Origin of the sequence: Pseudomonas sp. 31-12, assembly GCF_003151075.1 — a bacterium.
In the GTDB taxonomy this organism is placed as follows: Bacteria; Pseudomonadota; Gammaproteobacteria; order Pseudomonadales; family Pseudomonadaceae; genus Aquipseudomonas.
The window spans coordinates 3618488-3643843 of record NZ_CP029482.1 but is presented as its reverse complement, the minus strand read 5'-3'; the positions used below and the strand labels follow the sequence as shown (position 1 = coordinate 3643843).

Below are 25356 nucleotides of genomic sequence, written 5' to 3'. Positions count from 1 at the left end.
CATTTGTGAGCTACGAAACGATTTTGCTGGAAACCCATGGTCGCGTCGGCCTGATCACCCTCAACCGTCCGCAGGCGCTAAACGCGTTGAATGCGCAGATCGTCAGCGAACTGAACCACGCCCTCGATGGCCTGGAAGCCGATTCGAACATTGGCTGCATCGTGCTGACCGGCTCCAAAAAAGCCTTCGCCGCCGGTGCCGACATCAAGGAAATGGCCGAGCTGACCTACCCGCAGATCTATCTGGACGACCTGTTCAGCGACAGCGATCGCGTGGCCAACCGCCGCAAGCCGATCATCGCCGCGGTCAACGGTTTTGCCCTGGGCGGCGGCTGTGAACTGGCGCTGATGTGCGATTTCATCCTTGCCGGCGATAACGCGAAATTCGGCCAGCCGGAAATCAACCTCGGCGTGCTGCCGGGCATGGGCGGCACCCAGCGCCTGACCCGCGCCGTGGGCAAGGCCAAGGCCATGGAAATGTGCCTGAGCGGGCGTTTGATTGATGCAGTGGAAGCCGAGCGTTGCGGGATTGTCGCGCGGATCGTACCGGCAGATGAATTGCTGGAAGAAGCCCTGAAAGTCGCGACATTGATTGCCAAGAAGTCGCTGCCGATTGCAATGATGGTCAAGGAAAGCGTCAACCGCGCGTTTGAAGTGAGCCTGTCGGAAGGCGTGCGCTTTGAGCGTCGGGTGTTCCATGCGGCGTTTGCGACGCAGGATCAGAAGGAAGGGATGGCGGCGTTTATTGCCAAGCGTGAAGCCGAGTTCACCGGTAAGTGATATTGCGGGGGTGGCCTTGAAATCCACCCCCTCACCCTAACCCTCTCCCCAGAGGGGCGAGGGAACTGACCGATGTGATTGTAGAAAATTGGCGACCTGAAATATCAGGTCGAACTCAAGTTTTGAAAAGCTTGAAGATCTGCTCCCTTTCCCCCTCTCCCCTATGGGGAGAGAGCTGGGGTGAGGGGTGGATTTCAAGACCACCCCCCAATTCCAGCCATCACACTAAGTAATGCTTCAACTCCCGAGCTATCACCATCCGCTGTATCTCGCTCGACCCCTCATAAATCTGCGTGATCCGCGCATCCCGGTAATAACGCTCCACCGGGTAATCCTCCAGATACCCATACCCGCCATGAATCTGCATCGCCGACGAGCAGACCTTCTCGGCCATCTCCGACGCAAACAGCTTGGCCTGTGAAGCCTCGGACAGACACGGCTTGCCGGCACTGCGCAACCGCGCCGCGTGCAGGATCAGCAAACGTGCGGCATTCAGCCGGGTGTGCATATCGGCCAGCATATTGGCGATGCTCTGGTGCTCGATGATCGGCTTGTCGAACTGCACCCGATCCCGCGAGTAAGCCAGCGCCGCTTCGAACGCTGCGCGTGCAATGCCTAACGCTTGTGCGGCGATGCCGATGCGTCCGCCTTCGAGGTTGGACAGGGCGATGGCCAGCCCTTTGCCGCGATCACCCAACAGGTTGGCTTCGGGAATCGTGCAGTTGTTCAACGTTACCGCACAGGTGTCGGAGGCGCGAATGCCCATCTTGTGTTCGGTGCGGTCGACGATAAAACCGGCGGTGTCGGTCGGCACCAGGAACGCCGAGATGCCGCGCTTGCCCAGGTCCGGATCGGTCACGGCAAAGACAATCGCCAGTTTCGCCCGTTTGCCATTGCTGACGAATTGCTTGGCGCCATTGATTACCCATTGGCCGTCGCGCAGTTCGGCGCGGGTGCGCAGGTTGTGGGCTTCGGAACCGGCTTGCGGCTCGGTCAGGCAGAAGCAGCCGATCGCCTGGCCGCTGGCCAGGTCCGGCAGCCAGGTCTGTTTCTGTTCTTCGGTGCCGTAATTGAGCACCGGGCCGCAGCCCACGGAATTATGGATGCTCATCAGCGCGCCAGTGGCGCCGTCACCGGCCGAAATCTCTTCCACCGCCAGGGCGTAGGTGACGTAGTCGACATAGGTGCCGCCCCATTCTTCCGGCACCACCATGCCTAGCAGACCCAACTCGCCCATCTTCGCCACCAGGCCGTCATCGATCCAGCCGGCCTTTTCCCAGGCTTGCGCGTGGGGCGCGATTTCGCCGCGGGCAAAGTCCCGGGCCATGTCGCGGATCATGACTTGTTCTTCGCTCAATTCGATATCGTGCATGGCTCAGCTCCCGCTCTGGTCAAAACCGCTGAAGAAACTCGCGACGTGCTCGGCGTACAGCGCCTGCAAGGTCGGCGGGTTCCAACGCGGTTTTTTGTCTTTATCGATCAGCAAGGCGCGCACGCCTTCGATCAGGTCGCCGCGCTCGAACCACTGACGGTCCAGGTGCAGCTCAAGGGCGAAGCAGTCTTCGAGACTCAAGTGCCGACCGCGACGCAGCATCTCCAGGGTCACGCCCATCGCCAGCGGCGAACGGCTTTCCAGCAGATCCGCCGTGGTCGTCGCCCATTCATGGCTGTCGGCGACCGTCACTTCGCGCAGTTGCTCAACAATACTCGGCACGTCGGGCAGGGCGAAGAAGTGATCGATGGCCGGGCGCAACGCTTCCAATGGCGCATCGGGCAGTTGTTGCACCGCGAGTTTCGCCAGCAAGCCTTGCAGGTCCTTGAGCGGCGTATCGCTCCATTCGAGCTGATCGAGTTGCTCGTCGAGGGTGCTGAGTTTTTCGCTTTCCAGGTACCAGTCGGCCAGACCGCAATAGAGCGCATCGGCCGCGCGGATCTGCACACCGCTGACGCCCAGATAAATCCCCAGTTCACCGGGAATCCGTGGCAGGAAGTGACTGCCGCCGACGTCCGGGAAATAACCGATGGCTACTTCCGGCATCGCCAGACGGCTTTTCTCGGTAACCACCCGCAAGTCAGCGCCTTGCACCAGGCCCATACCGCCGCCGAGGACAAAACCGTCCATCAGGGCCAGCACCGGTTTGCAGTAGTGATGAATGGCGAGGTCGAGGGCGTATTCCTCGACGAAGAAATCCTGGTGCAACGTGTCGCCGCTTTTGAAACTGTCGTACAGCGAGCGAATATCGCCGCCGGCACAGAACGCTTTGTCGCCGGCACCGCGCAAGACCACCGCGTGTACGTTGGAATCCAACGCCCAGGCATCAAGCTGGCGCTGCAGGTGGCGGACCATGTCGAGGGTAATGGCGTTGAGACCGGCGGGGCGATTGAGGGTCAGGTGACCGACGTGGTTGCGAACCTCGGCCAGCACTTCGTTTCGGGTGGCATCCATGGACCAAGTCCCCTTCGATGAAACCTGAGCAGTCATCACTAACTCCCTGCTTTTATTGTTCTTTATAGAGAAGCTCGCGCGCGAGCGATGCTGGATCGTAACAGTGCAAATTTGTGATGTACAACCGGGATATGTGCAGGTGCTTCCTGCATATTTGCATGGCTCTAAATGGGGGAGGCGTGTCGTCAGGAACTTTGGCTCAGGACTTCACTAATGCTGTGATGTTTCGCATGCAAGTCACTGATATGGATCAGTTGTTCAAGGTCTTCCGGGGTGACGTCGAAGAACGCTTCCGTTCAGCCAGGGCGAGAATTAAACAGCGTTGTTTAATAGACATCTTCAGAAACTCACTCAGGCTACACATCCTTGCGTCGTTGCCTACGACTGCGCCAGAATTCGCCGGCTTGTGCGCCTTGGGCCTGGGTTTTATCGTTTCCCCGTCGCTGAAGAACAGCGATGGGGTTTGGTAGCCCGGTTTTTCACAAGAGTGCAACGCACCATAAATTGAGGCGTCTTTTCGTCTCGACTTTTATGGTGGTCATGCACAGGGCGTCTTCGGACGCGCCGGTTTCCTTGTGCCCGGTCTACCAACCTGCGTATGGCCACCACCCTTTGTTTGGTAGCGAGGGTGATGGCTCCTTTTTTGGTAGCACAAGGAGTTTCACCTATGTTCAAACCAACACCCAACCTACCCGAAACCGACGACGTTTCCCCCCACGAATCCACCGATTACAAAAAGCTCAACGAAGCCGCCGAGCGAGCCCTCGACTTCCATTTCCCATCGAACGCCGACATCAAAGCCACCCCGCGAACACGCAGCACCCTGTTTTCCGTAGACCCAGAGGCCACGACTGAAACCCTGGCGGTGTATCTGGTCGAGACGCTGGCCTCGGTTGATGTGATGGTGCACCAGTTGGTGGATCATCTGGAGGGGGAGTCGCGTTACGCGCTTTTGGGTATTTCTAACAGCATCATGATGGCGGAGATTACGGCGAACCGGGTGCTGGATAACGTCGGCCCGCAGGGCTAGCTTCAATTCTGAAGAGAGAACTTACCTGAGGTGGTCCACTTACCTGTGGCGAGGGAGCTTGCTCCCGCTCGGCTGCGCAGCAGTCGTAAACCGGATGACGCGGTGTGTCCGAAAGTTTCGCGGTTGCAGTTTTGGGGCTGCTTCGCAGCCCAGCGGGAGCAAGCTCCCTCGCCACAGGGTTTTCAGCGTTTGGCATCATCAGAGCCCGCCGGGAAGTCTAGTTGCAGATTATCGGCAGGCAAGGTGACGTGTTGATCGCTGTTCGATCCCTGCGACGCTATGCGCGACGTGACAACACTTCACCAATACTGCGACGTTTAGCGTGCAACTCACTGATATGAATCAGTTGTTCAAGGTCTTCCGGCGTGACATCGAAGAACGCTTCCATCTCCGCCAACGCCAGTTTCAAGTCCTGCGCGGTGATCGCCTGACTGTCGATCGGCGGATGATCGGCCGGCACCACGGCCACCGGTTCTGCGGCACGTTTGGGGTAGCGAATGCGCGTCAGGTTGTTATAGGCCAGGGCGCTGAGCAGCATGGTCAATGCGGCGAGCATCACCGCGCCGAGAGCTTTCCAGTCCAGCGCGATGGTCGCCGGGTCGGCCAACACCAACAGCAGCGCCAACGCCCCGGCCGGCGGATGCAGGCAACGCAACCAGCACATCAGAATCAGCGCCATGCCGGCCGCCAGGCAAGCACTGCCGAGGGTTCGCCCCAGTACGTGAGCGACAAGTAGCGCCACAACGCCGGCGCTCAAGTATCCGCCGAGAATCGACCACGGCTGCGCGAGGGCACCGGAGGACACCGCGAACAGCAGCACCGCCGAGGCACCCAGCGGCCCGATCAGATGCTGGGCCACTTCCATGCCGAACACTTGAGCGCACAGCCAGACGCTGAACAGCGTTCCCAAGGACATGCCAATGGCGGCGCGGCTCCATTCGGAAGGACGGGTGTTGACGGCGGCGGGTAACCAGCGAGCGAGCATGAGACAAACGTTCCGTTGGTAAAAATTCAGGAAAAAAAAAGGCTTAGCTGGGAAACCCAGAAAGCCCTTGAAAGAGTTCCAACTATTGGGGGAGGAACGGGACACAGTGTGCCGTTCATTGCCGATGCTGACAAATTCATATTAATGCAGTTTGAGTGCATTATTTTTGTTGTAAAGCGACGCGGCGGCCACTCATGAAACACAGGAACCCACCCATGGCTGTTAACGCGCTCAATGCGTAAAACATCGTCGGTGCCGGCGTGTGCATCAGCAGGAATCCGCAAATCACCGGGCTCAGCGCACCGCCGAGGGCCGCGAGGTTCTGTGCGCCGTAGTAACTGCCGCGCAGTTCTTCCGGGGCCAGGGTGTCGACGAAGAGGAATTCGGCGGGGTAAATGATCATTTCGCCGAGGGTGAAGATGAACATCGCCACGCACCAGCTCACCAGACTGTCGGCCAGGCTGAAGCCGATCAGCCCGACGATGAACAGGCTGGTGCCGCCCGCGATCCAGTAACGCAGTTGTTCGCGCTTGAGGAAACGACCGATCTGGTATTGCAGCAGGATTACGCTGATGGCGTTGCAGGCGAGCAGGGCAGCCATGGTTTCCAGCGCCCGTTTGGAGTCGTGAGTCACCAGCAGGTATTGCGACAGGTACAAGGTGAAGCGGCCGTGGACCACGGTGCTGAGCAGGCAGCCGAAGGTGAACATGATCAGGGTGCGGTCGTTTTTCAGGGTGATCAGCGTCTTGAGAAAACTCTGGGGCTGGCCAATTGCAGGTGACTGGGCCGAGTCCTTGGGAATCCCGATCATCAGGAAAATACTGAAGAACGCGATGCCGCCGGCAATCAGGAATGGCGCAATCGGGTACACGCCGGCAATCACCACGCCGAGCATCGGGCCGGTGGCATAGCCGATGTTGGTCAGGGTGTAGCGCAGCGAAAAGGCCTTGGCGCGTTGGCCCATGGGCAGGTTTTCGCTGAGGATCGCCTTCGAACCGATCAGGAACAGCGCCGAGGCGGTTTCGGTGATCACCAGGGTGGCGGTGGTCAGGTAGAGGTTTTCGGCAAAGGTCAGCAGCACGAAACCGATGGCGCTGGAGAGCATGGCGAGGATCAGCAGCCGGCGCTTTTCGAGGCGGTCGATGATGTAACCGCCGTAGAGCGCGAGCAGGGTGGCGATGAACACCGCGATACCCAGCAACAAGCCGACGTCTTGTTGGTTGAGGCCGAGCTTGTTGCTCAGGAACAAGGTGAGCAGCGGGCTGGTGATGGCGCGGCTGACGACGATGGTCAGCGAAACGATCATCAACCGGCGGATTACGAGCGAGTAAGTGGCCACGGTGGTGCGGATGTCCTTATTTTGGTGTTTGGCTTGGGATCCACCCCTCACCCTAACCCTCTCCCCAGAGGGGCGAGGGGACTGATCGATGTGTTTTTCGAGTTACATCGACCTGAAACTCCGAGTCGAATTCAGGTTTGAAGAGCATGAAGATCAGCTCCCTTTCCCCTCTCCCCTGTGGGGAGAGGGCTGGGGTGAGGGGTGGTTTTAACGACCACCCAAACCCCCAAGCCATGCACCCAGTGCCTCGACAGATTCCAGCTCTTCAACCCGCCACAATTGCTCAAGCAGTTCTGCCGCTTGCTCCCGCGGCATCACCCGCGACGCCAGACTGAAAAACTTCTCCTCCAGCGCCGCATCACTCAACGGATTCCCCGGCGCACCCAATGGCGGGTCGACACACAGGCTCGCCTGCCGACCATCCAAGGTCCGCACGCTGACAACGGGCTCGCCATCCTCGAACAGTTGCGGGTCCACTTCAAGACGAATGCGCGACATCCAGTGGGCAATCCGCGGATCGCTCCGTTGTGCTTCGTCATACGCCTCCAGCCGGCAATGCCCATGCACCAGCCGAGCGGCGAGGGCATACGGCAGGCTCATCTGCGCTGCCGCCAGGGTGCGGACCTCCTGGCCACCGCACATGTCCTGAAGAAACCCGCACACCGAAACGTCGATGTCTTCAATCTGATCGGCGCGGACCTGCAGTTGATCCAGCAACAACCCCAACGCATCGATCGCCGAATGCGTCCCCCGGCACGCGGCGTACGGCTTGATCGAGCAGCGCGCGAGTTTCCACACGACGCCCAGATCCGCATCGAGTGCGCTCGGGTCTGAAGCCACGCCGGCCAGGGTTCTGAGAAACCCGCCCCAGGCATCCTCGAACAACTTCTTCGGCCCGCTGATGCCTTGTTGAGCAAACCGCGCCGCCAGCAATCCACCTTCGGCCGCGCGACCGCTGTGCAGCTTTTTACTCTGCGAGCCGTCGTGGATGAAGGCCCATAAACCACCGCTGAAACTTCCAGCGATGCCGAGTGCCGACACGGTTTGCGCGACGTCCAGGCCGAGAATCCGCGCACTCGCCGCTGCTGCGCCGAACACCCCGCAAGTCGCGGTCGAATGCCAGCCCGCGCCGTTGTGCGCCGAGTAGCCGCCGCAGGCTTCGAGCACGCGACGGCTGACTTCGTAGCCAATTACCACGGCGGTCATCAACTCGCGACCGTTGACCGGTTCCGTTTGCATCGACACCGCAGCCATCACCGCCGGCAGCACCACCGCGCCGGAGTGGTCGCAGCCGCCGGTGTCGTCCAGTTCCAGGGCATGGGCGGCGATGCCGTTGAGGATCGCGGCCTGAGCGGCGCCGACCCGCAGGTCCGTGCCCCAGACCAAGGTGTCGCCGGACTCACCGGTAAACACCAGACGCGCCTGTTTCGCCACTTCGCTGCCAGCCCCGGCCAATGTCACGCCGAAGGTGTCCAGGATGTGCCGTTTGGCTTGCGCCACCAGGGCCGGTGGCAAGTCTTCAAAATTGGTGTCGACGCAAAACTGCGCCAGTCGCTGCATGCGTTCAGTCATACGAGGTAATCCCGATAATGCCGTTCATACACTGATGCCGGGTGATCCTCGGTCACGGGTACGGGGGAATCCGCCCACCATTGCGCGACCTCGCCAGCCGTGGCGATCCACACATCATCGTGCTGCTGGATGCCCTGGAGCAGTTCTCGCAACACGCCAATCCGCCCCGGCGTGGCGATGATTTCCGGGTGCAGGCGCAGCACGTAACACAGGCCAAACCGATGAAACCCGGCGAAGTCCATTTGCAGGTTGCCCAGGGTGTGGCTGTAAGAGGCGATTCGCGATTGCGCCGGCGGCACCGCCGGGCTGAGGTTGAAGGCGAAGTAGGGTTCGTCTTCCAGTTCGTAGTGCAACGGCAGCTCGATCACTTCGGGTGCCGTGGGGTGGGCGAACGGCAAATCATCGCCGCGCCACGATGAGGACCAGCGAATGCCTTGGTCCCTCAACGCCTCGATGAAGCCCGGCGCACCATTACCGGCCGGGATGCGGAACCCGGTTGGCCGCTGGCCGGTCAATGCCGTCAGTGCGTCGCATCCTTTGGCGATCTCGGCGTTTTGTTCAGCGAGATCGAGCAGGTCGTAGTTCTGATGGCGATAGCCGGCGCAGGCGATTTCATGCCCGCCGGCCTGGATCGCCTTGATGTGTTCCGGGTTTTCCTCGGCGACGATGCCGGGAATGCACCAACTGCTTTTTACGCCGAGTTCGGCGAACAAACCGAGTAAACGGTCGACGCCGCGTTGGCTGCCGTAACGCCAGACCGACAGCGTCTTGTCGCGCCCGGCGACTTCCGGCGCTTGGGTCAGGATGCCGTGGACGTCGTTGTAATCGACGGTCAGGACCACGGCGCAGCGGTAGCTTTTTGGCCAGACGGTGGAATCAGCCATGGTGATGCTCCTTGAGCCACCACTGGGCGACTTCGCGGCAGGTGGCGAACCACACGTCGTCGCGCTGACGCATGTGTTCGAAGAGTTTCTCCAGCAGCAGGATGCGCCCGGGTTTGCCGGTGATTTTGGGGTGGAACAGGGTGGTCAGGCACAGGCCCTCGTTCATGGCGCCGTCGTATTCGCGGCACCAGTTGTCGAGGGTCAGTTCGTAGCTGGCGGTGCGGTCCAGCCCGCAAGGAAAGTCCGGCGCACGGGTGTAGGCGAGGGAGGCGTAGTCGTCCATTTCCCAGCGGCCGGGGATTTCCACCAGTGGCGTTTCATGGCCCGGCACTTTCACCAGGTACGGGCGGTCATCGCCGCGCATGCTGCTGGAGTAGGTCACGCCGGCTTCCACCAGCATGGCCGGGGTCTCGGCTCGCCAGTCACCGGACGGGGTGCGGAAACCTTCGGCGCGGATGTTCAGGTGCTTCCAGAACACCTCGCGGGATTTCTTCATGACGTCCTTTTGCTGTTCCAGCGTCAGGGCGTAAAAGGATTCGTGTTTGTAGCCGTGGTACGCCACCTCATGCCCGCGCTCGACAATCGCCTGGCACTGCTTTGGCCAGTTTTCCACGACCCAGGCCGGGACGAAAAACGTCGTCGGGATCCTGTAGTCGTCGAGCAGATCGAGGATGCGTGGCAAGGCCCGATAGGGGCCGTAACCGCCGAAACCGAAATACTCAGGCTTGCGCCAGATCGAGCCGTTGAGCATCGCATCGCCAGTCGGGCCATCAAGGTCGAAGGCCAGGGCGAGGCAGGCTTTGTGCTGGTCGGGCCAAGTGGGTTGGGGTGAGGAGGACATCGTTGTGGCGCTCCGGTTGTTGATCGTTGGTGCGGTCAAAATCGACCCCTCACCCCAACCCTCTCCCCAAAGGGGAGAGGGGGGAAAGGGGGCCGATCTCCAGGGTTTTCAAAACCTGAGCTCGACTCGGTAATGCAGGTCGCAGAATTTCGAAAGATCACCTCGGTCAGCCCCCTCGCCCCCTTGGGGAGAGGGTTGGGGTGAGGGGGCGATTTCGAACCAGATTACTTGCCGGCGTTGATGGTCACGGTTTTGATTGCACCCAGTTCCAGATCCCATTTTTTCAGGATGGTCTGGTAAGTGCCGTCATCCACCATGCTCTGCAATGCCACCTTCAACGCCTCACTCAGCTCAGGCTTTTTCTTGCTCACGCCAAGGCCTGTGAACTGCTGGGAGATCGGCAGGCCCACGGTCTTGTACATATCCTTTTCCTGAGTCTTGAGATACGGCAGGGTCTCGCTGCCCTGCATCGCCGCATCGATACGGCTCTGGCGCAGTTGCGCGCGGGCGTCGGCCGAGCCTTCGGTGCCGACGACCACGATGGCCGGTTTGCCGGCGGCTTCGCAGTGGGCCTTGCTGTATTCAGCGATTTCCGCCGGGAAGGTGGTACGGCGGCTGGTGCCGACTTTCTTGCCGCACAGGTCGGTGATCTCGTTGAAGTCCTTGTTCTTCTGCAAGGTGTAGAACTGCGGGCCGCTGGTAAAGTAGTCGACGAAGGTCACGCTGGCCTGGCGCTCGGCGGTGTCGGTCATGCCCGACATGACCATGTCCACGCGGTCAGTGGTCAGCGCATTGATCATTTGCTCGAAGCCGGTTTCCTGCCATTTGATCTTCACGCCCAGACGTTCGGCCAGGGCATTGCCCAGGTCAACGTCGAGACCGGTGAGGGTGTTGGTGGCCGGGTCCTTGAAATCCATCGGCGGGTAGTTCGGCATGATCGCTACCACGACCTCGCCTTTTTCCTTGATGCTGGCCGGTAGCTCGGCGGCGAAGGCGAAGCCGCAAGACATAACGCTTGCGAGTACTGCGGGGATAACTATGTTCTTCATGGTCGTTCTCTTATGAGTGTTGTTACGCCAGCTGGCGCTTAGGTTCGAACGGCAGAAATGAAGCTTTGGGTGCGCGGGTTTTGCGGACTTATTAGTATTTCTTCGGGGCTTCCAGCCTCCACGATCTGCCCGCCGTCCATGAACACCATGCGGTTGGAAACCTCACGGGCGAAGCCCAGTTCATGGGTGACGACGATCATGGTCATGCCGGTTTGCGCGAGGTCGCGCATCACCGACAGCACCTCACCGACCAGTTCCGGGTCGAGTGCCGAAGTGGGTTCATCGAACAGCATCAGCTTGGGACGCATCGCCAATGCACGAGCAATGGCGACGCGTTGTTGCTGACCACCCGAAAGCTCGATCGGGTAGCTGTCGCGCTTGTCGGCAAGGCCGACGCGGGCGAGCAGTTCCAAGGCTTCTTCGTGCGCCTCTTTGGGCGAGCGCTTGAGCACCTGGCACGGCCCTTCGATGATGTTTTGCAGCACAGTCATGTGCGGGAACAGGTTGAATCGCTGGAACACCATGCCGGTGGACAGGCGTTGACGGGCGATCTGCGCCTCGTTGAGTTCGTGCAGTTTGTTGCCGACGACGCGGTAGCCCACCAGTTCGCCGTCGACCCAGAGGCCGCCCTTGTCGATCTTTTCCAGCTGATTGACGCAACGCAGCAAGGTACTTTTGCCGGAGCCGGACGGGCCGATGATGCACAGCACTTCGCCTTGCTCGACTTCGATGTTGACGTCCTTGAGCGCGTGGAACTGGTCGTAATACTTGTTCAGGCTCACGGCCTTGACGATGCTTCTCATGTTCGACTCCTCAAGAACGCTTGCCGGCGCCGCGAGCGAAACGACGCTCCAGACGGCTTTGACCGAAGGACAGCACGGTGACGGTGGCCAGGTACCAGATACCGGCGACGATCAGCAGCTCCATCACGCGGGCGTTGGCGTAGTAGATGTTCTGGGCGTTGTAGAGCAGTTCGGAGTACTGGATGACGCTCGCCAGCGAAGTCATTTTCACCATGCCGATAAACTCGTTACCGACCGGCGGAATGATTACGCGCATGGCTTGCGGCAGGATGATCCGGCGCAGCGCTTGCAGGCGCGGCATGCCGATTGACTTGGCCGCTTCGTACTGGCCGGTGTCCACCGAGAGCAGCCCGGCACGCACCACCTCGGCGGTGTAAGCGCCCTGGTTGATGCTCAAACCGAGCAGGGCGGCCACGAACGGCGTCATCAGGCTCACGGTGTCCATTTCGAACAGACCCGGGATGCCGATGGTGGGGAAGATCAGCGCCAGGTTGAACCACAACAGCAGTTGCAGAATCAGCGGCGTACCGCGAAACAGCCAGGTGTAGGTCACTGCCACATAACGCAGGATCGGGTTGGCCGACATGCGCATGATCGCCGTGATGACCCCGAAGACGATGCCCAGGGCCATCGCCAGGACCGCCATGACGATGGTGTTGAGCAAACCCCACATGATCGCCTGTGAGGTAAGGAACTGGCCGATGTACGACCATTCGATCTTGCCTTCGGCGAAGGCCCGCACCAGCCCGAGAATCGCAATGACGATCACGGTGGCGAAGAAAATCCGCCCGTAGTAACGCCGGGGGACGTGGTGGTACTGGGTGATGTCGAACTGGTTTTCCGCCAGTTTTCGCTCCCGCTGGAGTCGTTCTGCCTGAGTCTGGCTCATGTTGTTTCTCCGTACACTGTTCTTTCAAATCCAACACAGATCCTTGTGGGAGCTAGCCTGCTAGCGATTGCGGTGTGTCAATCAGCGAATGGTTGTCAGACAGAGCCAAATCGCTAGCAGGCTAGCTCCCACAGGGTTATGCGTGGCGGCCGTTAGAGTCGGAAACCCTGATAGTTCTCGGTCCACTCGTGCTGCGCGGCAAGGGCGGATTTCAAGCGGCCGATCTGCTCGCGCACCTGCTGCGGCGCGGTGCCGCCCCAGCCACTGCGCGCAGCGATGGCGGCTTCGAGGGTCAGGCTGTCGCGCACTTCCGGTTTGAGGCGCGGGTCGATCTCGGCCAGCAGCGCCGGGGAGGCCTCCCACAGTTCGATATCGTGTTTCTCGCAGGCCTGGACCAGCGCACCAGTGATTTCATGCGCTTCCTTGAACGGCACGCCGCGCACCGCCAGCCAGTCAGCAACTTCAGTGGCGAGGGTGAAGCCCAGTGGCGCTTGACGACGCAGTTCTTCGACGTTGACCTTCATGGTCGCAACCATTCCGGCCATGGCTGGCAGCACCAGCAACAAGGTGTCGACGCTGTCGAGCACGCCATTCTTGTCTTCACTCAAGTCGCGGTTGTACGACAGCGGCAGGGATTTGAGCGTCGACAGCAAACCGGTGAGGTTGCCGATCAAACGGCCAGCCTTGCCCCGGGCCAGTTCGGCAATGTCCGGGTTCTTTTTCTGCGGCATGATCGAGCTGCCGGTGGCGTAGGCATCGTCCAGCGCGACCCAGCGAAATTGCCGCGACGACCACAGGCAGAATTCTTCGGCGAGGCGGGAGATGTTGATCCCGAGCATGCTGGCGATAAACAGGAACTCGGCGACGTGATCGCGGCTTGCCACCGCATCGATGGAGTTTTCGCAGACGCCGCTGTAGCCCATTTCCTTGGCCGACTGCTGTGGCAGGTGCGCGATGGCGGAACCGGCCATGGCCGCTGCACCGAGTGGTGACAGCGAAGTGCGATTGTCCCAATCCACCAAGCGTTGCACGTCACGCAGCATCGATTGCGCGTGGGCCAGCAAATGGTGGGCGAAGACAATCGGCTGGGCCTGTTGCAGGTGAGTGAAACCCGGGCAGATGCTCTCGATGTGTTGCTCGGCCTGATCCACCAACGCTTGCTGCAAGGCCAGCACTTCAACGGCCAGGGTGCGCACGTGATCGCGCAGGAACAGACGCAGGTCGTTGGCGGTCTGGTCGTTACGGGAACGCCCGGCGCGCAGCTTGCCACCGAGGGCGCCGAGGCGTTCGGTCAGCAGGCGCTCGATGAAGGTGTGGACGTCTTCGTCATCCAGGGTCGGCGCGATGCTGCCAGCGCGGAAGTCATCGCCAATGCGCTGCAGCGCATCGAGCATGGTCAGGGTTTCCTGCTCGCTCAACAGTCCGGCGCGTTGCAATTCACGGGCATGCGCTTTGGAACCGGCGAGGTCATACGGGGTGAGGCGAAAGTAGCGCTCAGGGCAACGGGACAAGGCCGCCAGGGCTTCGGACGGGCCGCTTTTGAAGCGCGCACCCCAGAGACGGTCGGTGGTTTGAGACATTGTTGTTTTCCTCGTCGGTAAAGCGAACTGAAATCGGTGTGCAAGGCCCTGAACACTCGCCGGACATTATTCGGGCGTGGTTAGGCCAAAGCAGGTTTCAAGAGGGCAGTTGCATCGTTGCGAGAGCTGATCGAAGTGTCAGCTTTTAATAGTTCGAAATCAGTGAGTTGGCACTGAAGTACGGGGATTATTAGCGGTTGCCAAGCCTGGTTTTCTGTGGTCATTATTATTTACCAGCACTGTTTTTGTTGTTGGACACAGAGTGTTGAATAGGGCGCCAGAGGTAAATAAGCATTATGGAAACCCCACTTTCCAATTCCGGAAACCCGCCGCTGAAAACGTCGCATCGCGCGCCGCTGACCCTCAGTGGGCTGGATTTCAAACTGCTCAAAGTGTTCAAGGCCGTGGTCGAGGCCGGCGGTTTCAGTGCGGCCCAGAACGAGCTGAATGTGGGGCTGGCGGCCATCAGCAAACAGATCTCCGACCTTGAAATCCGCATCGGCATGCGCCTGTGCACCCGAGGCCGGGAAGGTTTTCACCTGACCGAAGAAGGCAGCCTGGTGTATCAGGCGTCCATCGACTTGTTTGCCTCGGTCGACAACTTTCGTGATCGGCTTAGTTCAGCGCAGAATGAACTTGTCGGTGATCTGGGTGTGGGGGTTATTGACAATACAATCTCTGATGCTCATTCGCCGTTAGTTACTGCACTTAGAAGGATGAATGAAGAGTCGCCTAAAGTAAGGTTTCAACTTCAGGCGTCGCAACTGGATGAAGTTGAAAGAGGCGTGGTCGAGGGGCGGTTAGTGGCGGGAATCGTCCCGGTTTATCAGAAGCGTGAAGAGTTTGATTACTACGCGCTCTATGAAGAACGCTCGGAGGTTTACTGCGCGGTCGGCCATCCCTTGTTCTCGGTGCCGGATGCCGAAATCGGCAGCCATATGCTCAAGGATTACGAGTTCATCAACCACCGCTACGCGATTCATCGCGACAAACTGAATTTTGCCCACTACGACAGTTTTTCCGCGTCGGCGACCCAGGTGGAAGCCGTGGCATTGTTGATCAAGACCGGGCGCTTCCTGGGCTTTCTGCCGCAGCATTACGCCGCATCGATGGTGGCTCAGGGGCAATTTCGCGCGGTGCGCCCGGACCTGATCAGCATCGTCACGCCGTTCAATCTGATCCTGCGGCACAACACCGTGCGCAGTCCGCTGGTCAAGGCGTTTGCGCGGGCGTTGGGTGTGGATCTGAAGGCGCCGGTCTAAGGTTCAAATGCATCGCACAACGGCGTTCGCCGGGTAAACCGTGGGCCACTTCGTTGTTCAATACTGCTGTTAAACGTGGGCTCAGTTGTGCCGGGCTCAATGTTTCAAAGCCCATGCGCTGATAAAACGGCTCATTCCAAGGCACATCGCGAAACGTGGTCAGGGTCAGACCATCGAGTTCTCGATTCCGGCCATATTCAATGGCCGCTAACAGCAACTTTCGTCCAGCGCCTCGCCCTTGAAAGTATTGGCTGACGGACAGTTCCTGAATATGCAATTCGTTGTCGATTTCAACCGCACTGACGAATCCCATAAGTACGCCATCGACCGATTGTGCCACCCAGACGTCATCCGTCTCTATTGCCCGTTGATGGTGTTCAGCATCGGGCACCTGAGCATCGGCGAGCCAGGCCAGTGAAGGGTCACAGCGAAACAGTTCAGCCGCCGAACGCTCGATGGCAGGGAGGGCGGCGGTGTCGGAAAGTTGGGCACGACGGACAATAAAATTCATGCGCGCCACTGTAGCAGCTGACTAGCCTGCTTTGTGGTTCGGGCGCTCCTGTGGCGAGAGGGCTTGCCCCCGTTGGGCTGCGAAGCGGCCCCCAGCATTCCGTCAGTCACACCGCATTTGCAGGTTTCACGACTGCTTCGCAGCCGAACGGGGGCAAGCCCCCTCGCCACAACAGCTGCAGGGGTTGTGGCAACGCAATCAAGCGACGACCTGCGCCGCCGGCCATTGCTGATGCGGAATCGGCAACTTGCGCGATTCCCCACGCCCCATCGGGAAGTACAGAAAACCATTGCGCGCCAGGCGTTCAGCGTCGTACAGATTGCGTCCGTCAAAGATCACCGGCGCGTTCAAGCGCTGCTGGATCAGGTTGAAATCCGGCGCCTTGAACTGCTGCCATTCGGTGCAAATGATCAACGCGTCGGCACCGGCCAATACCGATTCCGGCGTGCCCATCAGCATCAGCTTCGACTCGTCGGGATACAGATGCTGGGTTTCCTGCATGGCTTCCGGGTCGAACGCCCGCACGCTGGCGCCGGCGGCCCACAGCGATTCCAGCAGCACCCGGCTCGGCGCATCGCGCATGTCGTCGGTGTTGGGTTTGAAGGCCAGCCCCCAAACTGCGAACGTCTTGCCGCGCAAGTCGCCCTGGTAGAACGCATTGATGCGCTCGAACAGCTTGTGCTTCTGCCGCTGGTTGATCGCTTCCACCGCTTGCAGCAGATCGCTGGAGCAGTGCGCCTCTTCGGCGCTGTGGATCAATGCGCGCATGTCCTTGGGGAAACACGAGCCGCCATAACCGCAGCCGGGGTAGATGAAGTGGTAGCCGATGCGCGAGTCGGCGCCGATACCCAGGCGCACCGATTCGATGTCTGCACCCAAGTGTTCGGCCAGTTCGGCGATCTGGTTGATGAAGCTGATCTTGGTCGCCAGCATGCAGTTGGCCGCGTACTTGGTCAGCTCGGCGCTGCGCAGGTCCATGAACATGATGCGGTCGTGGTTGCGGTTGAACGGCGCGTAGAGGTCACGCATCACGTCGCGCACCTCATCACTTTCGCAGCCAATGACGATCCGGTCCGGGCGCCGGCAGTCCGCCACGGCCGAGCCTTCCTTCAGAAACTCGGGGTTGGAGACGATATCGAACTGCAGCAAGCGGCCGACCTTGATCAGGCACTTGTCGATATGCGCGCGCAAGGTGTCGCCCGTGCCTACCGGCACCGTGGATTTCTCCACCAGAATCACCGGCTGCTCACGGTGCCGCGCTACCGCTTCACCCACTGACAACACGTAACGCAGGTCCGCCGAGCCATCGTCCCGGGACGGCGTACCGACGGCGATAAACAACACCTGACCATGCTGCACTGCGAGTTTTTCGTCGGTGGTGAACTGCAGCCGCCTGGCTTCCAGGCTTTCACGCACCAGACTGGCCAGACCCGGTTCGAAGATGCTCACGTGGCCTTGTTGCAGCAACTCGACTTTCTTCTCGTCAATGTCCATGCAGACCACGTCGTGGCCGACTTCCGCCAGGACGGCGGCTTGCACCAGGCCAACGTAACCGCTACCAAATACACTGATTTTCATGAGCCACTCCTGAGTTCGGGCGCGCGAGCTGGACGGGTGTTGATGGTGATGACCCCGAGCATGACCAGGGCCACCCCGAGGCTTTTTGAAAGGCTGAACGTTTCGTTGAACAGCGGCAGGCTGGCCGCCAGCAGATACACCAGCGCGTAGCTGATGCTCAGCAGCGAATAGGCCCGGCCCAGCGGCACATCGCGCAGGGCGGCCAGCCAGCAGAGCATTGAAAGGGCGTAGGCCAGGATCGCGCCCAGCACCACGGCGACTGCCGTCGGATCGATGCTGGAAGTCAGTAAATGTTCTGGCGATGGCAGGCGCGTCATGCTCCAGCGCATGCCCAACTGCGCCGCGCTGCCGAGCAGTACGCTGCCCATGGCGAAGGTGATTCCGCGACGCAGGCTCATGCGTGTTGCCCCAGCAGCATCACGCCGCCAATCACCAGCACCACGCCTAGCCAGTGCTGGGGGTCGATGGGCTCGTGAAAGACAAAGCGGGCGATCAGGGTGATCAGTACGAAATTCAGGCTCAGCATCGGATAAGCAATGCCGACTTCAAGGCGCTGCAACACCAGCAGCCAGACCAGCAAGCCTGCACCCAGCGCTGCGAGTGCCAGCCACAACCACGGCGAACGCAGTTTCTCGCCCCAGGCCGACGGCTTCGCGCGCCAGCTCTCGACGGCGAACTTCTGGGCGATCTGGCCCAGGCAGGTCAGCAGGCACGCGGCCAACAACAGGAGCAGGCTCATGACGCACCCTGAGGAAAGATCAGAATCACCAGATTGCCTTGTTCATAGCGTTTGCCATCCTTGGGCAGGCGTTCGATTTCTTGCAGCTCGTCCTCACCCTTGACCCGCATCACCACGCCGACCGAGCCGCTCTGCCGGGCGTTGCGCATCCATTGCTGAACCTGATCGGGATCGACGCGCTGCTGCACCGAGTCAGGATAAGCAAGGCCATATTTCAGTTCGCCTATCGTGTTGTACAACGCCACGTCCGGGCGTTTCAGGCGCCAGGCCAGGGCGGCCGCAGCGCCGAGATCGTTGCTCAGCAGGCGGTCGGTCTGCCCGAGTTCCCGGGCATGTTCGCGGATGAATTGGTCGGGCATCTTGTTGGCCACTACCGTATCGGGCAGCCCGGCGGGCAGCAGCCCGATCAGCAGCAGGCTGCCGAACGCCGGCGCCGCCCAACATTGCAGGGGTCTGAAGGCTTGCAGCAGGTTGGCCATGATCCAGCCGATCAGGCCGATGAACACCAGCACGAGGTTGTGCAGTTCATGGTCGTAAATCGGCTTTTGCAGTTGCAGATAGATCAGGATGAACAGGGTGGTCAGGCCCAACAGCAGGTTCAGCAAGCCGTTGATCCCAAGGGCCCGGCCCTGTTCCAGCTTCAAGCGGTCGGCGAGCGTGTGGCCCAGCAACAACGCCAGTGGCAGCAGGCACGGCAGGATGTAACTCGGCAACTTGCCGTTGCTGAGGCTGAAAAACAGCAGCGGCATCAGCAACCACAACAACAGGAACCCGATGGGGGCCTGCGCGCGCGTGTGCCATGCCTGCTTCAAAGCGGGAGGCAATAAACCCACCCACGGCAAACTGAAGGCGACCAGCAACGGCAGATAAAACCACCACGGCGCATCATGCTGGGCATCGTCGCCAGCGAAGCGACGGATGTGTTCGTGCCAGAAGAAGAACCGCCAGTAATCGGGCTCCCGGGCGTGAACCGCCAGCGCCCACGGCAGACTCACCGCGATAGCCACGACAACCGCCAGCGAACCGTAGACCAGCAGCTCACGCCAGCGTTTTTGCCAAATCATGAAGGGCAGGGCGATCAGCACCGGCAGCAACCAGGCCAGGAAACCCTTGGTCAGGAAACCCATGCCGCACGCCAGTCCCAGCACCGCCCAGCCGATCAGGCGCGGGCCACGGCGGACACTGTCCAGCGCAAACCACAAAGCGACCAGGCTCAGATTGACCCAAAAAGTGAATTGCGGATCGAGGTTGGCGTAGCCCGCAGCACCAGCAATGACGGTGAAACTCATGTACAGCAGCGCGCAGGCAAAGCTCTTGCGCGGTTCGTTCCACAGTCGGCTGGCGATCAGGAAACACAGCATCACGCTAAGGCCAGTGCTTAGGGCCGAGGCAAAGCGCACCCCAAACAGGTTCTGACCAAATAGCGCCTGACTGGCGGCGATCATCCAGTAACCGGCTGCCGGTTTTTCGAAATAACGCACGTTCATGAAATGCGACGACACCCAGTCGCCGCTCAGGAGCATGCCCTGGCTGATTTGCGCGTAGCGGGTTTCGTCGGGGATCCACAAGCCATGGCTGCTCAATGGCAGCAGATACGCCAACAGAAAAATCCCCAGCAGCAGCGGCAGTGCCCAGCGTTGACTCATACGCCTTGCACTCCCAGCCAGCCTTCCCGGCCTTCGAGCGTGCCGCGCACGACACGGCCTGTTGGCAAGGTGTCGAGGGCTTCGGGCAGCAAATCGCCCAAAGGTTTGAAGCCGATGCCACGCAGGCGCGCATCGGCCAGCAGTCGGCGGAAATCGTTGGCCATCAGAATCCCTTCTACTTCGGCATGAACCGTATAGACGTTGAGTTTTTCGGGGGTGAATCGATCGAGAGTGAAACTGTTGAAGTCCTTGGCTGCGACGGTCGGGCCCACCACTTCATCGAAGGTCGGCAGGTCCACCGGAATCTGCGGCGTTCCCAATCCACCCCCAGCCAGCGTCGGCCGGAACAGGCATTGGCCACGACAATCGCTGTTGTAGCGAAAACCGAAGGCTTGCTTGGCTTCGATCACACGCTCGTCCGCGCGCCAGCCGGCAGACGCCGAGCACTCGATTTTTTGCCCGAGGATATCGCTGAGGCTGTCCACGCCCTGGCGGATCTGTTCGATCAATTGCGCGTCGCTCCAGCGCCCGGCATTGGCTTGCCAGCCATGGTGATCCCAGGCGTGCAGGCCGACTTCATGGCCGGCATCCCGGGCCTGACGCATCAGGTGCCCGAGGTCGCGGCCGATCGGTTTGCCTGGCCAGGCGGTGCCGGCCAGCAGGATGTCCCAGCCATACAGGCTGGCGGCGTTGGACCGGAGCATTTTCCAGAGGAATTGCGGGCGGATCAGGCGCCACAGATGGCGCCCCATGTTGTCCGGCCCGACGCTGAAGAAAAACGTCGCCTTGACCTGCGCTTCATCGAGGATGTCCAGCAGCCGCGGCACGCCCTCGCGGGTGCCTCGGTAAGTGTCGACATCGATTCGAAGGCCTGCCTGCATCAGCATGCCTCTTTTGAAGAGCGCTCCGCTTGCTCGAACATGGCCTCGCGCAAGAAGAAATCCAGCGTGTTGCCGATGGTCTCGCTCATCTCCACCGTTGGCGTCCAGTCCAGCAGGCGCTTGGCGTTGACGATGCTCGGTTTGCGATGGGACACGTCCTGATAGCCGGTGCCGTAGAAAGCCTTGCTTTCCACGTCGCGGAAACCGGCGAACGGCGGGAAGTTGCCACGCAACGGGTGCGCTTCGAACTGACGCAACAGCTCTTCGCCCAACTGGCGGATGCTGGCCTCGTTGTCGGGGTTGCCGATGTTGATGATCTGACCATTGCAGGCATCGTTTTCGTTGTCGATGATCCGGGCCAGCGCTTCGACGCCGTCGGCGATGTCAGTAAAGCAGCGTTTCTGCTCGCCACCGTCGAACAGGCGAATCGGCGTACCTTCCACCAGGTTGAGGATCAATTGAGTGATGGCCCGGGAGCTGCCGATCCGCGCCGAATCCAGACGGTCAAGACGCGGGCCCATCCAGTTGAAAGGCCGGAACAGCGTGAAGTTGAGGCCTTTCTGGCCGTAGGCCCAGATCACCCGGTCGAGCAATTGCTTGGAGATCGAATAGATCCAGCGCTGCTTGTTGATCGGGCCGACGACGAGGTTGGAGCTGTCTTCGTCGAAGTTCTGGTCCTGGCACATGCCATAGACTTCGGAGGTGGAAGGGAAAATCACGCGCTTGTTGTATTTGACGCAGTAGCGCACCAGTTTCAGGTTTTCCTCGAAGTCCAGTTCGAACACCCGCAGCGGGTTGCGGGTGTATTCGATCGGCGTGGCAATCGCCACCAGCGGCAGGATCACGTCACACTTTTTGATGTGGTATTCGATCCACTCGGAATGAATGCTGATATCGCCTTCGACGAAGTGAAAACGCGGATGGCTGCGCAAGCGGTCGATGGCATCGGAACCGATGTCGAGGCCGTACACCTCGTATTTGTCGTCACGCAGCAGACGCTCGGACAAGTGATTGCCGATGAACCCGTTGACGCCAAGGATCAGCACCCGAGTGCGACGCGGCGCGCGGCCAGACTCGGCACCACGCAACACCGAACCCTCGACCAGCCCCAGTTCGTTGGCCAGTTGCGGCCCGCTCAGGTAAAAGCCGTTGTCGTTGCGCTGGCCGGCGCTGATCACCAAAGAGTCTTCGCCACAGGCAATGCGCAACGGATTGACGCTGATAACCCGCCCCGGCGCCAGGCCTTCATTGCCCTTGGCGACTTCTGCGCTCCAGACAATCAGCTTGTGCTCACCCACGGCGCAAAATGCGCCCGGGTAAGGCTGGGTGACGGCGCGAACGAGGTTGAACAGTTCTTCGGCCGGTTTTTGCCAGACCAGTTTGCCATCGGCCGCGGTGCGACGACCGAACACCGTGGCTTGGGATTCGTCCTGCGCGGTTTCGCTGATTTGACCCGCGAGCAACGCCGGCAAGGCATCGCGCAGCAGGTCGATGGCGGCCACGCGCAATTTACCGTGCAGGCTCAGCGCCGTGTCGCTGCGCTCGATGGCCAACCGTTGCTGAGCGATGATCGCGCCGGCGTCGGCACGCTGAACCATGCGGTGCAGGGTCACGCCGGTTTCGGTTTCACCGTTGACCAGCACCCAATTGGCCGGCGCGCGACCGCGGTAGCGGGGCAGCAACGAGCCGTGCAGGTTGAATGCGCCTTGGCGGGCCGTGGCCAACAGCGGTTCGCTCAGCAGGTGGCGGTAGTAGAACGAGAACAGGTAGTCGGGATTGAGCTGGCTGATGCGCTCGATCCACAGCGGGTGATTGGCATCTTCCGGGGCGTGAATCGGGATGCCCTTGCGCGCGCACAACTGCGCAACGGAGGCGTAAAAGGCGTTTTCCTTCGGATCATCGGCGTGGGTAAACACCGCAGCGATGTCGAAGCCCGAGTCGAGCAGGGTTTCGATGCCGGCACAGCCGATATCGTGATAGGCGAAGACAACAGCTTTTGCGCTCATGAGAGAACCTGATCGGAAGAAGTGGAAGTGAGGCCGTCAAAGGTGAGAACCGGCGCCGGGGGGGCGGGTTGGCTACGCAGGACCTTCTCGACGAAAAACCGGGGGCGGGCGCGGACGTCGCTGTACATGCGGCCCAGGTATTCGCCCAACAGGCCCATGCCGATGAATTGCCCGCCGGTGAACACGAACAGCACGGCGAACAACACGAAGGCGCCGTCGCCGGCCCATTCGGCGCCGAACACCAGGCGCAGGATGATCAGCGCGGTGGCGAACGCCACGCCCAATCCGGCCATGGCGAAACCGACGATGCTCAGCAGGCGCAGCGGTGTGGTGGTCATGCAGGTGATCAAGTCGAACATCAGGTTGACCAGGCGCATGGGGCTGTACTTGGATTCGCCGTGTTCGCGCTCGGCGTGCATCACCAGGATTTCCGTGGTGTGCCGGGCGAAACTGTTGGCCAGGATCGGGATGAAGGTGCTGCGTTCGCGGCAGGCGAGCATCGCGTCGACGATGCTGCGGCGGTAGGCGCGGAGCATGCAGCCGTAATCACTCATGGCGACGCCGGTGGAGCGTTGCACGGCGAGGTTGATCAGTTTTGAAGGCCAACGGCGCAGCGCCGAATCCTGGCGGTTGCTACGCACCGTGGCGACCACGTCATAGCCCAGCTCTGCCTGCGCCACCAGGCGAGGGATTTCTTCCGGCGGGTTTTGCAGGTCGGCGTCGAGGGTGATTACCACATCGCCTTTGCACTGCTCGAACCCGGCCATGATTGCCGCGTGCTGGCCGTAATTGCGGTTGAGAATGACCGCCACCACCGGGCTGCACTCGCGATTGGCTGCGTCCTCGAGGATTTGCGCGGAGTTGTCGCGGCTGCCGTCATCGACCAGCACGATTTCATAGTCATGGTGCAGCTGCTGGCACGCCGCTTCGGTGCGCCGCAGTAATTCGGGCAGGCTGTCTTGTTCGTTGTAGACCGGGATGACGATCGACACGCAACGGATCGGATAGGGTTTCACAGGCTGGCGTCCAGGGTGTGTTCAATGGCATCGACGACTCGATTGACGTCATCGGTGGTCATGTCGGGGAACAACGGGATCGAGCACAGGCGCGCCGAGTTCCATTCAGTGTTGGGCAGGTAAATGTCAGGAAAACGCTGGCGGTACCAGGTGTGCAGATGCGTAGCGATGAAATGAATGCCGGTGCCGATGTTCTGTTCCTGCAAGGACTTCATGAAGGCATCGCGATCCAGTCCGCAGCGCTCGGCATCGATGCGCAGGATGAACAGGTGCCAGGCGTGCCGCTGCGGGTACGTCGGAATGGCCAGCGGTTGCACCGGTGAACCTTCGAGGCGTTGCAGGTAGGCACGCGCCAGCTCGGTGCGCTTGGCGTTGATCGCGTCCAGACGTTCCAGCTGCACCAGGGCAATGGCGGCATTGATGTCGGCCAGGTTGTATTTGAAACCCGGTTCCATCACCTGTGCCTGAGGTCTACGGCCATGGGTCAGCCGGTCGTAGGCATCCACACCCAGACCATGAAACTTGAGCATGCGTACCCGGTTGGCTAGCGCGGTATCGTCGCTGACGAACATCGCGCCCTCGGCGCAGGTCATGTTCTTGATCGCGTGGAACGAAAAGATCGCCGTGCCTTGCGCGCCGACATGCCGACCTTTATAGAAGGTGCCTGCCGCATGGGCGGCGTCCTCGATGACGGGGATGCCGTGTCTGTCGGCCAAGGCGTAAAGCGGATCGAGGTCGAAGGCGGCACCGGCGTAATGCACCGGAATGATGGCCCGGGTGCGCGGTGTTATGGCTGCTTCGATGCTGGCCAGGTCGCTCATCAGCGTGTCGCGGTCAACGTCGACGAACACCGGTTTGGCACCCAGCAGGCAAATCATGTTGGCGGTAGACACCCATGTCTGGGACGGCGTAATGACTTCGTCGCCCGCACCGATGCCCAAGGCTAATAATGCGATGTGCATGCCGCCTGTAGCCGAAGAAAGTGCAACGGCATGACGGCAGCCGACATAGTGGGCGAATTGCTCTTCCAGTTGCTGGGTTTTCGGCCCGGTAGTGATCCAGCCGGAACGCAGTACTTGCTCTACAGCAGCGATTTCTTCTTCGCCGATAGTGGGGCGGGAGAAGGGCAGAAACGCCTCATTCATAAGAATCTCCGGGCGAACGACGCCCTTCAGCGAAATCGCCGAAAGATGCGTGTTTTCAAGGGTTTGGCTGACGGAGCAGGAAGCCATCAATTGACTTTCCGGACCGCGACCGGCAGCGTGACGCCCCACAAGGGTTCGTCGGGTTGATTGAAGGTTATGCCCGATTTTGTAAAAGGAACATGAAAAAACGGTCTTCGAATCGTTTATCTGAAAGTCATACAGCCGCTGTTCAGGCTTCTGCCGTTTATCGCGATTTTTAGAAGAATGGTCCTACAGAAGTGTCCCCCTTTATATGAACAATGTTTCAATCCTTAGTTGTCTTTACTGAATTGTTTCCACTCAAGGCCGTTTCGTTTGATTGACTTAGCTAATACT

General features: G+C 60.3%; 23 protein-coding genes and 1 pseudogene. 3 read left to right on the top strand and 21 right to left on the bottom strand.

Annotated features, from left to right (window positions below; genetic code table 11):
• The first annotated feature begins 5 nt into the window (after positions 1 to 5).
• Complete coding sequence (locus tag DJ564_RS17070; protein ID WP_109631725.1) at positions 6 to 779, top strand: enoyl-CoA hydratase; 774 nt, start codon at positions 6 to 8, stop codon at positions 777 to 779.
• A gap of 220 nt (positions 780 to 999) precedes the next feature.
• Here the strand turns inward: DJ564_RS17070 and DJ564_RS17065 are convergent, their stop codons facing one another.
• The 3 genes and pseudogenes from DJ564_RS17065 to DJ564_RS32470 all read right to left on the bottom strand — a co-directional run.
• Positions 1000 to 2151 (bottom strand): acyl-CoA dehydrogenase family protein, encoded by a 1152-nt coding sequence (locus DJ564_RS17065; protein WP_109631722.1) that lies wholly within the window; start codon positions 2149 to 2151, stop codon positions 1000 to 1002.
• A 3-nt stretch (positions 2152 to 2154) separates the two neighbouring features.
• Positions 2155 to 3261, bottom strand: a complete 1107-nt coding sequence (locus DJ564_RS17060) for an enoyl-CoA hydratase/isomerase family protein (RefSeq protein WP_109631719.1) — start codon at positions 3259 to 3261, stop codon at positions 2155 to 2157.
• A gap of 149 nt (positions 3262 to 3410) precedes the next feature.
• Positions 3411 to 3518, bottom strand: a pseudogene (locus tag DJ564_RS32470) (HPP family protein); the annotation flags it as partial.
• Between the two features lie 374 nt (positions 3519 to 3892).
• Here DJ564_RS32470 and DJ564_RS17050 point away from each other — a divergent pair.
• The gene (locus tag DJ564_RS17050) at positions 3893 to 4255 is read left to right on the top strand and encodes a DUF6124 family protein (RefSeq protein WP_109631717.1); all 363 of its coding nucleotides are present in this window, start codon (positions 3893 to 3895) and stop codon (positions 4253 to 4255) included.
• 277 nt (positions 4256 to 4532) lie between these two features.
• Here DJ564_RS17050 and DJ564_RS17040 read toward each other — a convergent pair whose 3' ends face one another.
• The 9 genes from DJ564_RS17040 to argH all read right to left on the bottom strand — a co-directional run bounded on the left by DJ564_RS17040 (position 4533) and on the right by argH (position 14197).
• Positions 4533 to 5240, bottom strand: a complete 708-nt coding sequence (locus DJ564_RS17040) for an HPP family protein (protein WP_109631713.1) — start codon at positions 5238 to 5240, stop codon at positions 4533 to 4535.
• Positions 5241 to 5400: 160 nt separating this feature from the next.
• Positions 5401 to 6579: an MFS transporter gene (locus DJ564_RS17035; RefSeq protein WP_109631710.1), complete on the bottom strand. Its 1179-nt coding sequence runs from the start codon at positions 6577 to 6579 to the stop codon at positions 5401 to 5403.
• A 207-nt stretch (positions 6580 to 6786) separates the two neighbouring features.
• Entirely contained in the window at positions 6787 to 8151 is a 1365-nt protein-coding gene (locus DJ564_RS17030) for an MmgE/PrpD family protein (RefSeq protein ID WP_109631707.1), read from the bottom strand.
• On the bottom strand, positions 8148 to 9035 hold the full coding sequence (locus tag DJ564_RS17025; RefSeq protein ID WP_109631704.1) for a polysaccharide deacetylase: 888 nt from the start codon (positions 9033 to 9035) through the stop codon (positions 8148 to 8150). Before DJ564_RS17025 ends, DJ564_RS17030 begins: the two co-directional genes overlap by 4 nt.
• The gene (locus tag DJ564_RS17020) at positions 9028 to 9876 is read right to left on the bottom strand and encodes a polysaccharide deacetylase (RefSeq protein WP_109631702.1); all 849 of its coding nucleotides are present in this window, start codon (positions 9874 to 9876) and stop codon (positions 9028 to 9030) included. The genes DJ564_RS17025 and DJ564_RS17020 overlap by 8 nt, the downstream gene beginning before the upstream one ends.
• A gap of 224 nt (positions 9877 to 10100) precedes the next feature.
• Complete coding sequence (locus DJ564_RS17015) at positions 10101 to 10925, bottom strand: ABC transporter substrate-binding protein (protein ID WP_109631699.1); 825 nt, start codon at positions 10923 to 10925, stop codon at positions 10101 to 10103.
• Positions 10926 to 10963: 38 nt separating this feature from the next.
• Positions 10964 to 11728, bottom strand: a complete 765-nt coding sequence (locus DJ564_RS17010; protein ID WP_109631697.1) for an amino acid ABC transporter ATP-binding protein — start codon at positions 11726 to 11728, stop codon at positions 10964 to 10966.
• Positions 11729 to 11738: 10 nt separating this feature from the next.
• The gene (locus tag DJ564_RS17005) at positions 11739 to 12617 is read right to left on the bottom strand and encodes an amino acid ABC transporter permease (RefSeq protein WP_109631694.1); all 879 of its coding nucleotides are present in this window, start codon (positions 12615 to 12617) and stop codon (positions 11739 to 11741) included.
• A gap of 152 nt (positions 12618 to 12769) precedes the next feature.
• The gene (argH, locus tag DJ564_RS17000; RefSeq protein WP_109631691.1) at positions 12770 to 14197 is read right to left on the bottom strand and encodes an argininosuccinate lyase; all 1428 of its coding nucleotides are present in this window, start codon (positions 14195 to 14197) and stop codon (positions 12770 to 12772) included.
• A gap of 296 nt (positions 14198 to 14493) precedes the next feature.
• On the opposite strand from argH, the gene DJ564_RS16995 reads away from it, so the two are divergent.
• Positions 14494 to 15459, top strand: a complete 966-nt coding sequence (locus tag DJ564_RS16995; RefSeq protein WP_109631689.1) for a LysR family transcriptional regulator — start codon at positions 14494 to 14496, stop codon at positions 15457 to 15459.
• Here DJ564_RS16995 and DJ564_RS16990 read toward each other — a convergent pair.
• The 9 genes from DJ564_RS16990 to arnB form a co-directional block, all read right to left on the bottom strand.
• Positions 15410 to 15970, bottom strand: a complete 561-nt coding sequence (locus tag DJ564_RS16990) for a GNAT family N-acetyltransferase (protein WP_109631686.1) — start codon at positions 15968 to 15970, stop codon at positions 15410 to 15412. The genes DJ564_RS16995 and DJ564_RS16990 overlap by 50 nt on opposite strands.
• A gap of 198 nt (positions 15971 to 16168) precedes the next feature.
• Positions 16169 to 17548, bottom strand: coding sequence for a UDP-glucose/GDP-mannose dehydrogenase family protein (locus DJ564_RS16985; protein ID WP_109631683.1), 1380 nt, complete (start codon positions 17546 to 17548; stop codon positions 16169 to 16171).
• Positions 17545 to 17946 carry a 4-amino-4-deoxy-L-arabinose-phosphoundecaprenol flippase subunit ArnF gene (gene arnF, locus DJ564_RS16980; protein WP_109631681.1) on the bottom strand — a complete coding sequence of 134 codons (402 nt, stop codon included), beginning with the start codon at positions 17944 to 17946 and terminating at the stop codon, positions 17545 to 17547. Before arnF ends, DJ564_RS16985 begins: the two co-directional genes overlap by 4 nt.
• Positions 17943 to 18287, bottom strand: a complete 345-nt coding sequence (gene arnE / locus DJ564_RS16975; protein WP_109631678.1) for a 4-amino-4-deoxy-L-arabinose-phosphoundecaprenol flippase subunit ArnE — start codon at positions 18285 to 18287, stop codon at positions 17943 to 17945. The genes arnF and arnE overlap by 4 nt, the downstream gene beginning before the upstream one ends.
• Positions 18284 to 19933, bottom strand: a complete 1650-nt coding sequence (gene arnT / locus DJ564_RS16970; protein ID WP_109631675.1) for a lipid IV(A) 4-amino-4-deoxy-L-arabinosyltransferase — start codon at positions 19931 to 19933, stop codon at positions 18284 to 18286. Before arnT ends, arnE begins: the two co-directional genes overlap by 4 nt.
• Positions 19930 to 20814 carry a 4-deoxy-4-formamido-L-arabinose-phosphoundecaprenol deformylase gene (gene arnD / locus DJ564_RS16965; RefSeq protein ID WP_109631673.1) on the bottom strand — a complete coding sequence of 295 codons (885 nt, stop codon included), beginning with the start codon at positions 20812 to 20814 and terminating at the stop codon, positions 19930 to 19932. The genes arnT and arnD overlap by 4 nt, the downstream gene beginning before the upstream one ends.
• Positions 20814 to 22820 (bottom strand): bifunctional UDP-4-amino-4-deoxy-L-arabinose formyltransferase/UDP-glucuronic acid oxidase ArnA, encoded by a 2007-nt coding sequence (arnA, locus tag DJ564_RS16960; protein ID WP_109631671.1) that lies wholly within the window; start codon positions 22818 to 22820, stop codon positions 20814 to 20816. Before arnA ends, arnD begins: the two co-directional genes overlap by 1 nt.
• Complete coding sequence (gene arnC / locus DJ564_RS16955; protein ID WP_109631668.1) at positions 22817 to 23836, bottom strand: undecaprenyl-phosphate 4-deoxy-4-formamido-L-arabinose transferase; 1020 nt, start codon at positions 23834 to 23836, stop codon at positions 22817 to 22819. Before arnC ends, arnA begins: the two co-directional genes overlap by 4 nt.
• Positions 23833 to 24981, bottom strand: a complete 1149-nt coding sequence (gene arnB / locus DJ564_RS16950) for a UDP-4-amino-4-deoxy-L-arabinose aminotransferase (RefSeq protein WP_109636066.1) — start codon at positions 24979 to 24981, stop codon at positions 23833 to 23835. The genes arnC and arnB overlap by 4 nt, the downstream gene beginning before the upstream one ends.
• Between the last annotated feature and the right edge of the window lie 375 nt (positions 24982 to 25356).

What these genes read in the sequence shown, in the direction of transcription:
- DJ564_RS17065 (WP_109631722.1), bottom strand. Translation starts at nt 2,151, where the DNA reads ATGCACGATATCGAATTGAGCGAAGAACAAGTCATGATCCGCGACATG.
- DJ564_RS17060 (WP_109631719.1), bottom strand. Translation starts at nt 3,261, where the DNA reads ATGACTGCTCAGGTTTCATCGAAGGGGACTTGGTCCATGGATGCCACC.
- DJ564_RS17050 (WP_109631717.1), top strand. Translation starts at nt 3,893, where the DNA reads ATGTTCAAACCAACACCCAACCTACCCGAAACCGACGACGTTTCCCCC.
- DJ564_RS17040 (WP_109631713.1), bottom strand. Translation starts at nt 5,240, where the DNA reads ATGCTCGCTCGCTGGTTACCCGCCGCCGTCAACACCCGTCCTTCCGAA.
- DJ564_RS17030 (WP_109631707.1), bottom strand. Translation starts at nt 8,151, where the DNA reads ATGACTGAACGCATGCAGCGACTGGCGCAGTTTTGCGTCGACACCAAT.
- DJ564_RS17025 (WP_109631704.1), bottom strand. Translation starts at nt 9,035, where the DNA reads ATGGCTGATTCCACCGTCTGGCCAAAAAGCTACCGCTGCGCCGTGGTC.
- DJ564_RS17020 (WP_109631702.1), bottom strand. Translation starts at nt 9,876, where the DNA reads ATGTCCTCCTCACCCCAACCCACTTGGCCCGACCAGCACAAAGCCTGC.
- DJ564_RS17015 (WP_109631699.1), bottom strand. Translation starts at nt 10,925, where the DNA reads ATGAAGAACATAGTTATCCCCGCAGTACTCGCAAGCGTTATGTCTTGC.
- DJ564_RS17010 (WP_109631697.1), bottom strand. Translation starts at nt 11,728, where the DNA reads ATGAGAAGCATCGTCAAGGCCGTGAGCCTGAACAAGTATTACGACCAG.
- DJ564_RS17005 (WP_109631694.1), bottom strand. Translation starts at nt 12,617, where the DNA reads ATGAGCCAGACTCAGGCAGAACGACTCCAGCGGGAGCGAAAACTGGCG.
- argH (WP_109631691.1), bottom strand. Translation starts at nt 14,197, where the DNA reads ATGTCTCAAACCACCGACCGTCTCTGGGGTGCGCGCTTCAAAAGCGGC.
- DJ564_RS16995 (WP_109631689.1), top strand. Translation starts at nt 14,494, where the DNA reads ATGGAAACCCCACTTTCCAATTCCGGAAACCCGCCGCTGAAAACGTCG.
- DJ564_RS16990 (WP_109631686.1), bottom strand. Translation starts at nt 15,970, where the DNA reads ATGAATTTTATTGTCCGTCGTGCCCAACTTTCCGACACCGCCGCCCTC.
- DJ564_RS16985 (WP_109631683.1), bottom strand. Translation starts at nt 17,548, where the DNA reads ATGAAAATCAGTGTATTTGGTAGCGGTTACGTTGGCCTGGTGCAAGCC.
- arnF (WP_109631681.1), bottom strand. Translation starts at nt 17,946, where the DNA reads ATGAGCCTGCGTCGCGGAATCACCTTCGCCATGGGCAGCGTACTGCTC.
- arnE (WP_109631678.1), bottom strand. Translation starts at nt 18,287, where the DNA reads ATGAGCCTGCTCCTGTTGTTGGCCGCGTGCCTGCTGACCTGCCTGGGC.
- arnT (WP_109631675.1), bottom strand. Translation starts at nt 19,933, where the DNA reads ATGAGTCAACGCTGGGCACTGCCGCTGCTGCTGGGGATTTTTCTGTTG.
- arnD (WP_109631673.1), bottom strand. Translation starts at nt 20,814, where the DNA reads ATGCAGGCAGGCCTTCGAATCGATGTCGACACTTACCGAGGCACCCGC.
- arnA (WP_109631671.1), bottom strand. Translation starts at nt 22,820, where the DNA reads ATGAGCGCAAAAGCTGTTGTCTTCGCCTATCACGATATCGGCTGTGCC.
- arnB (WP_109636066.1), bottom strand. Translation starts at nt 24,981, where the DNA reads ATGAATGAGGCGTTTCTGCCCTTCTCCCGCCCCACTATCGGCGAAGAA.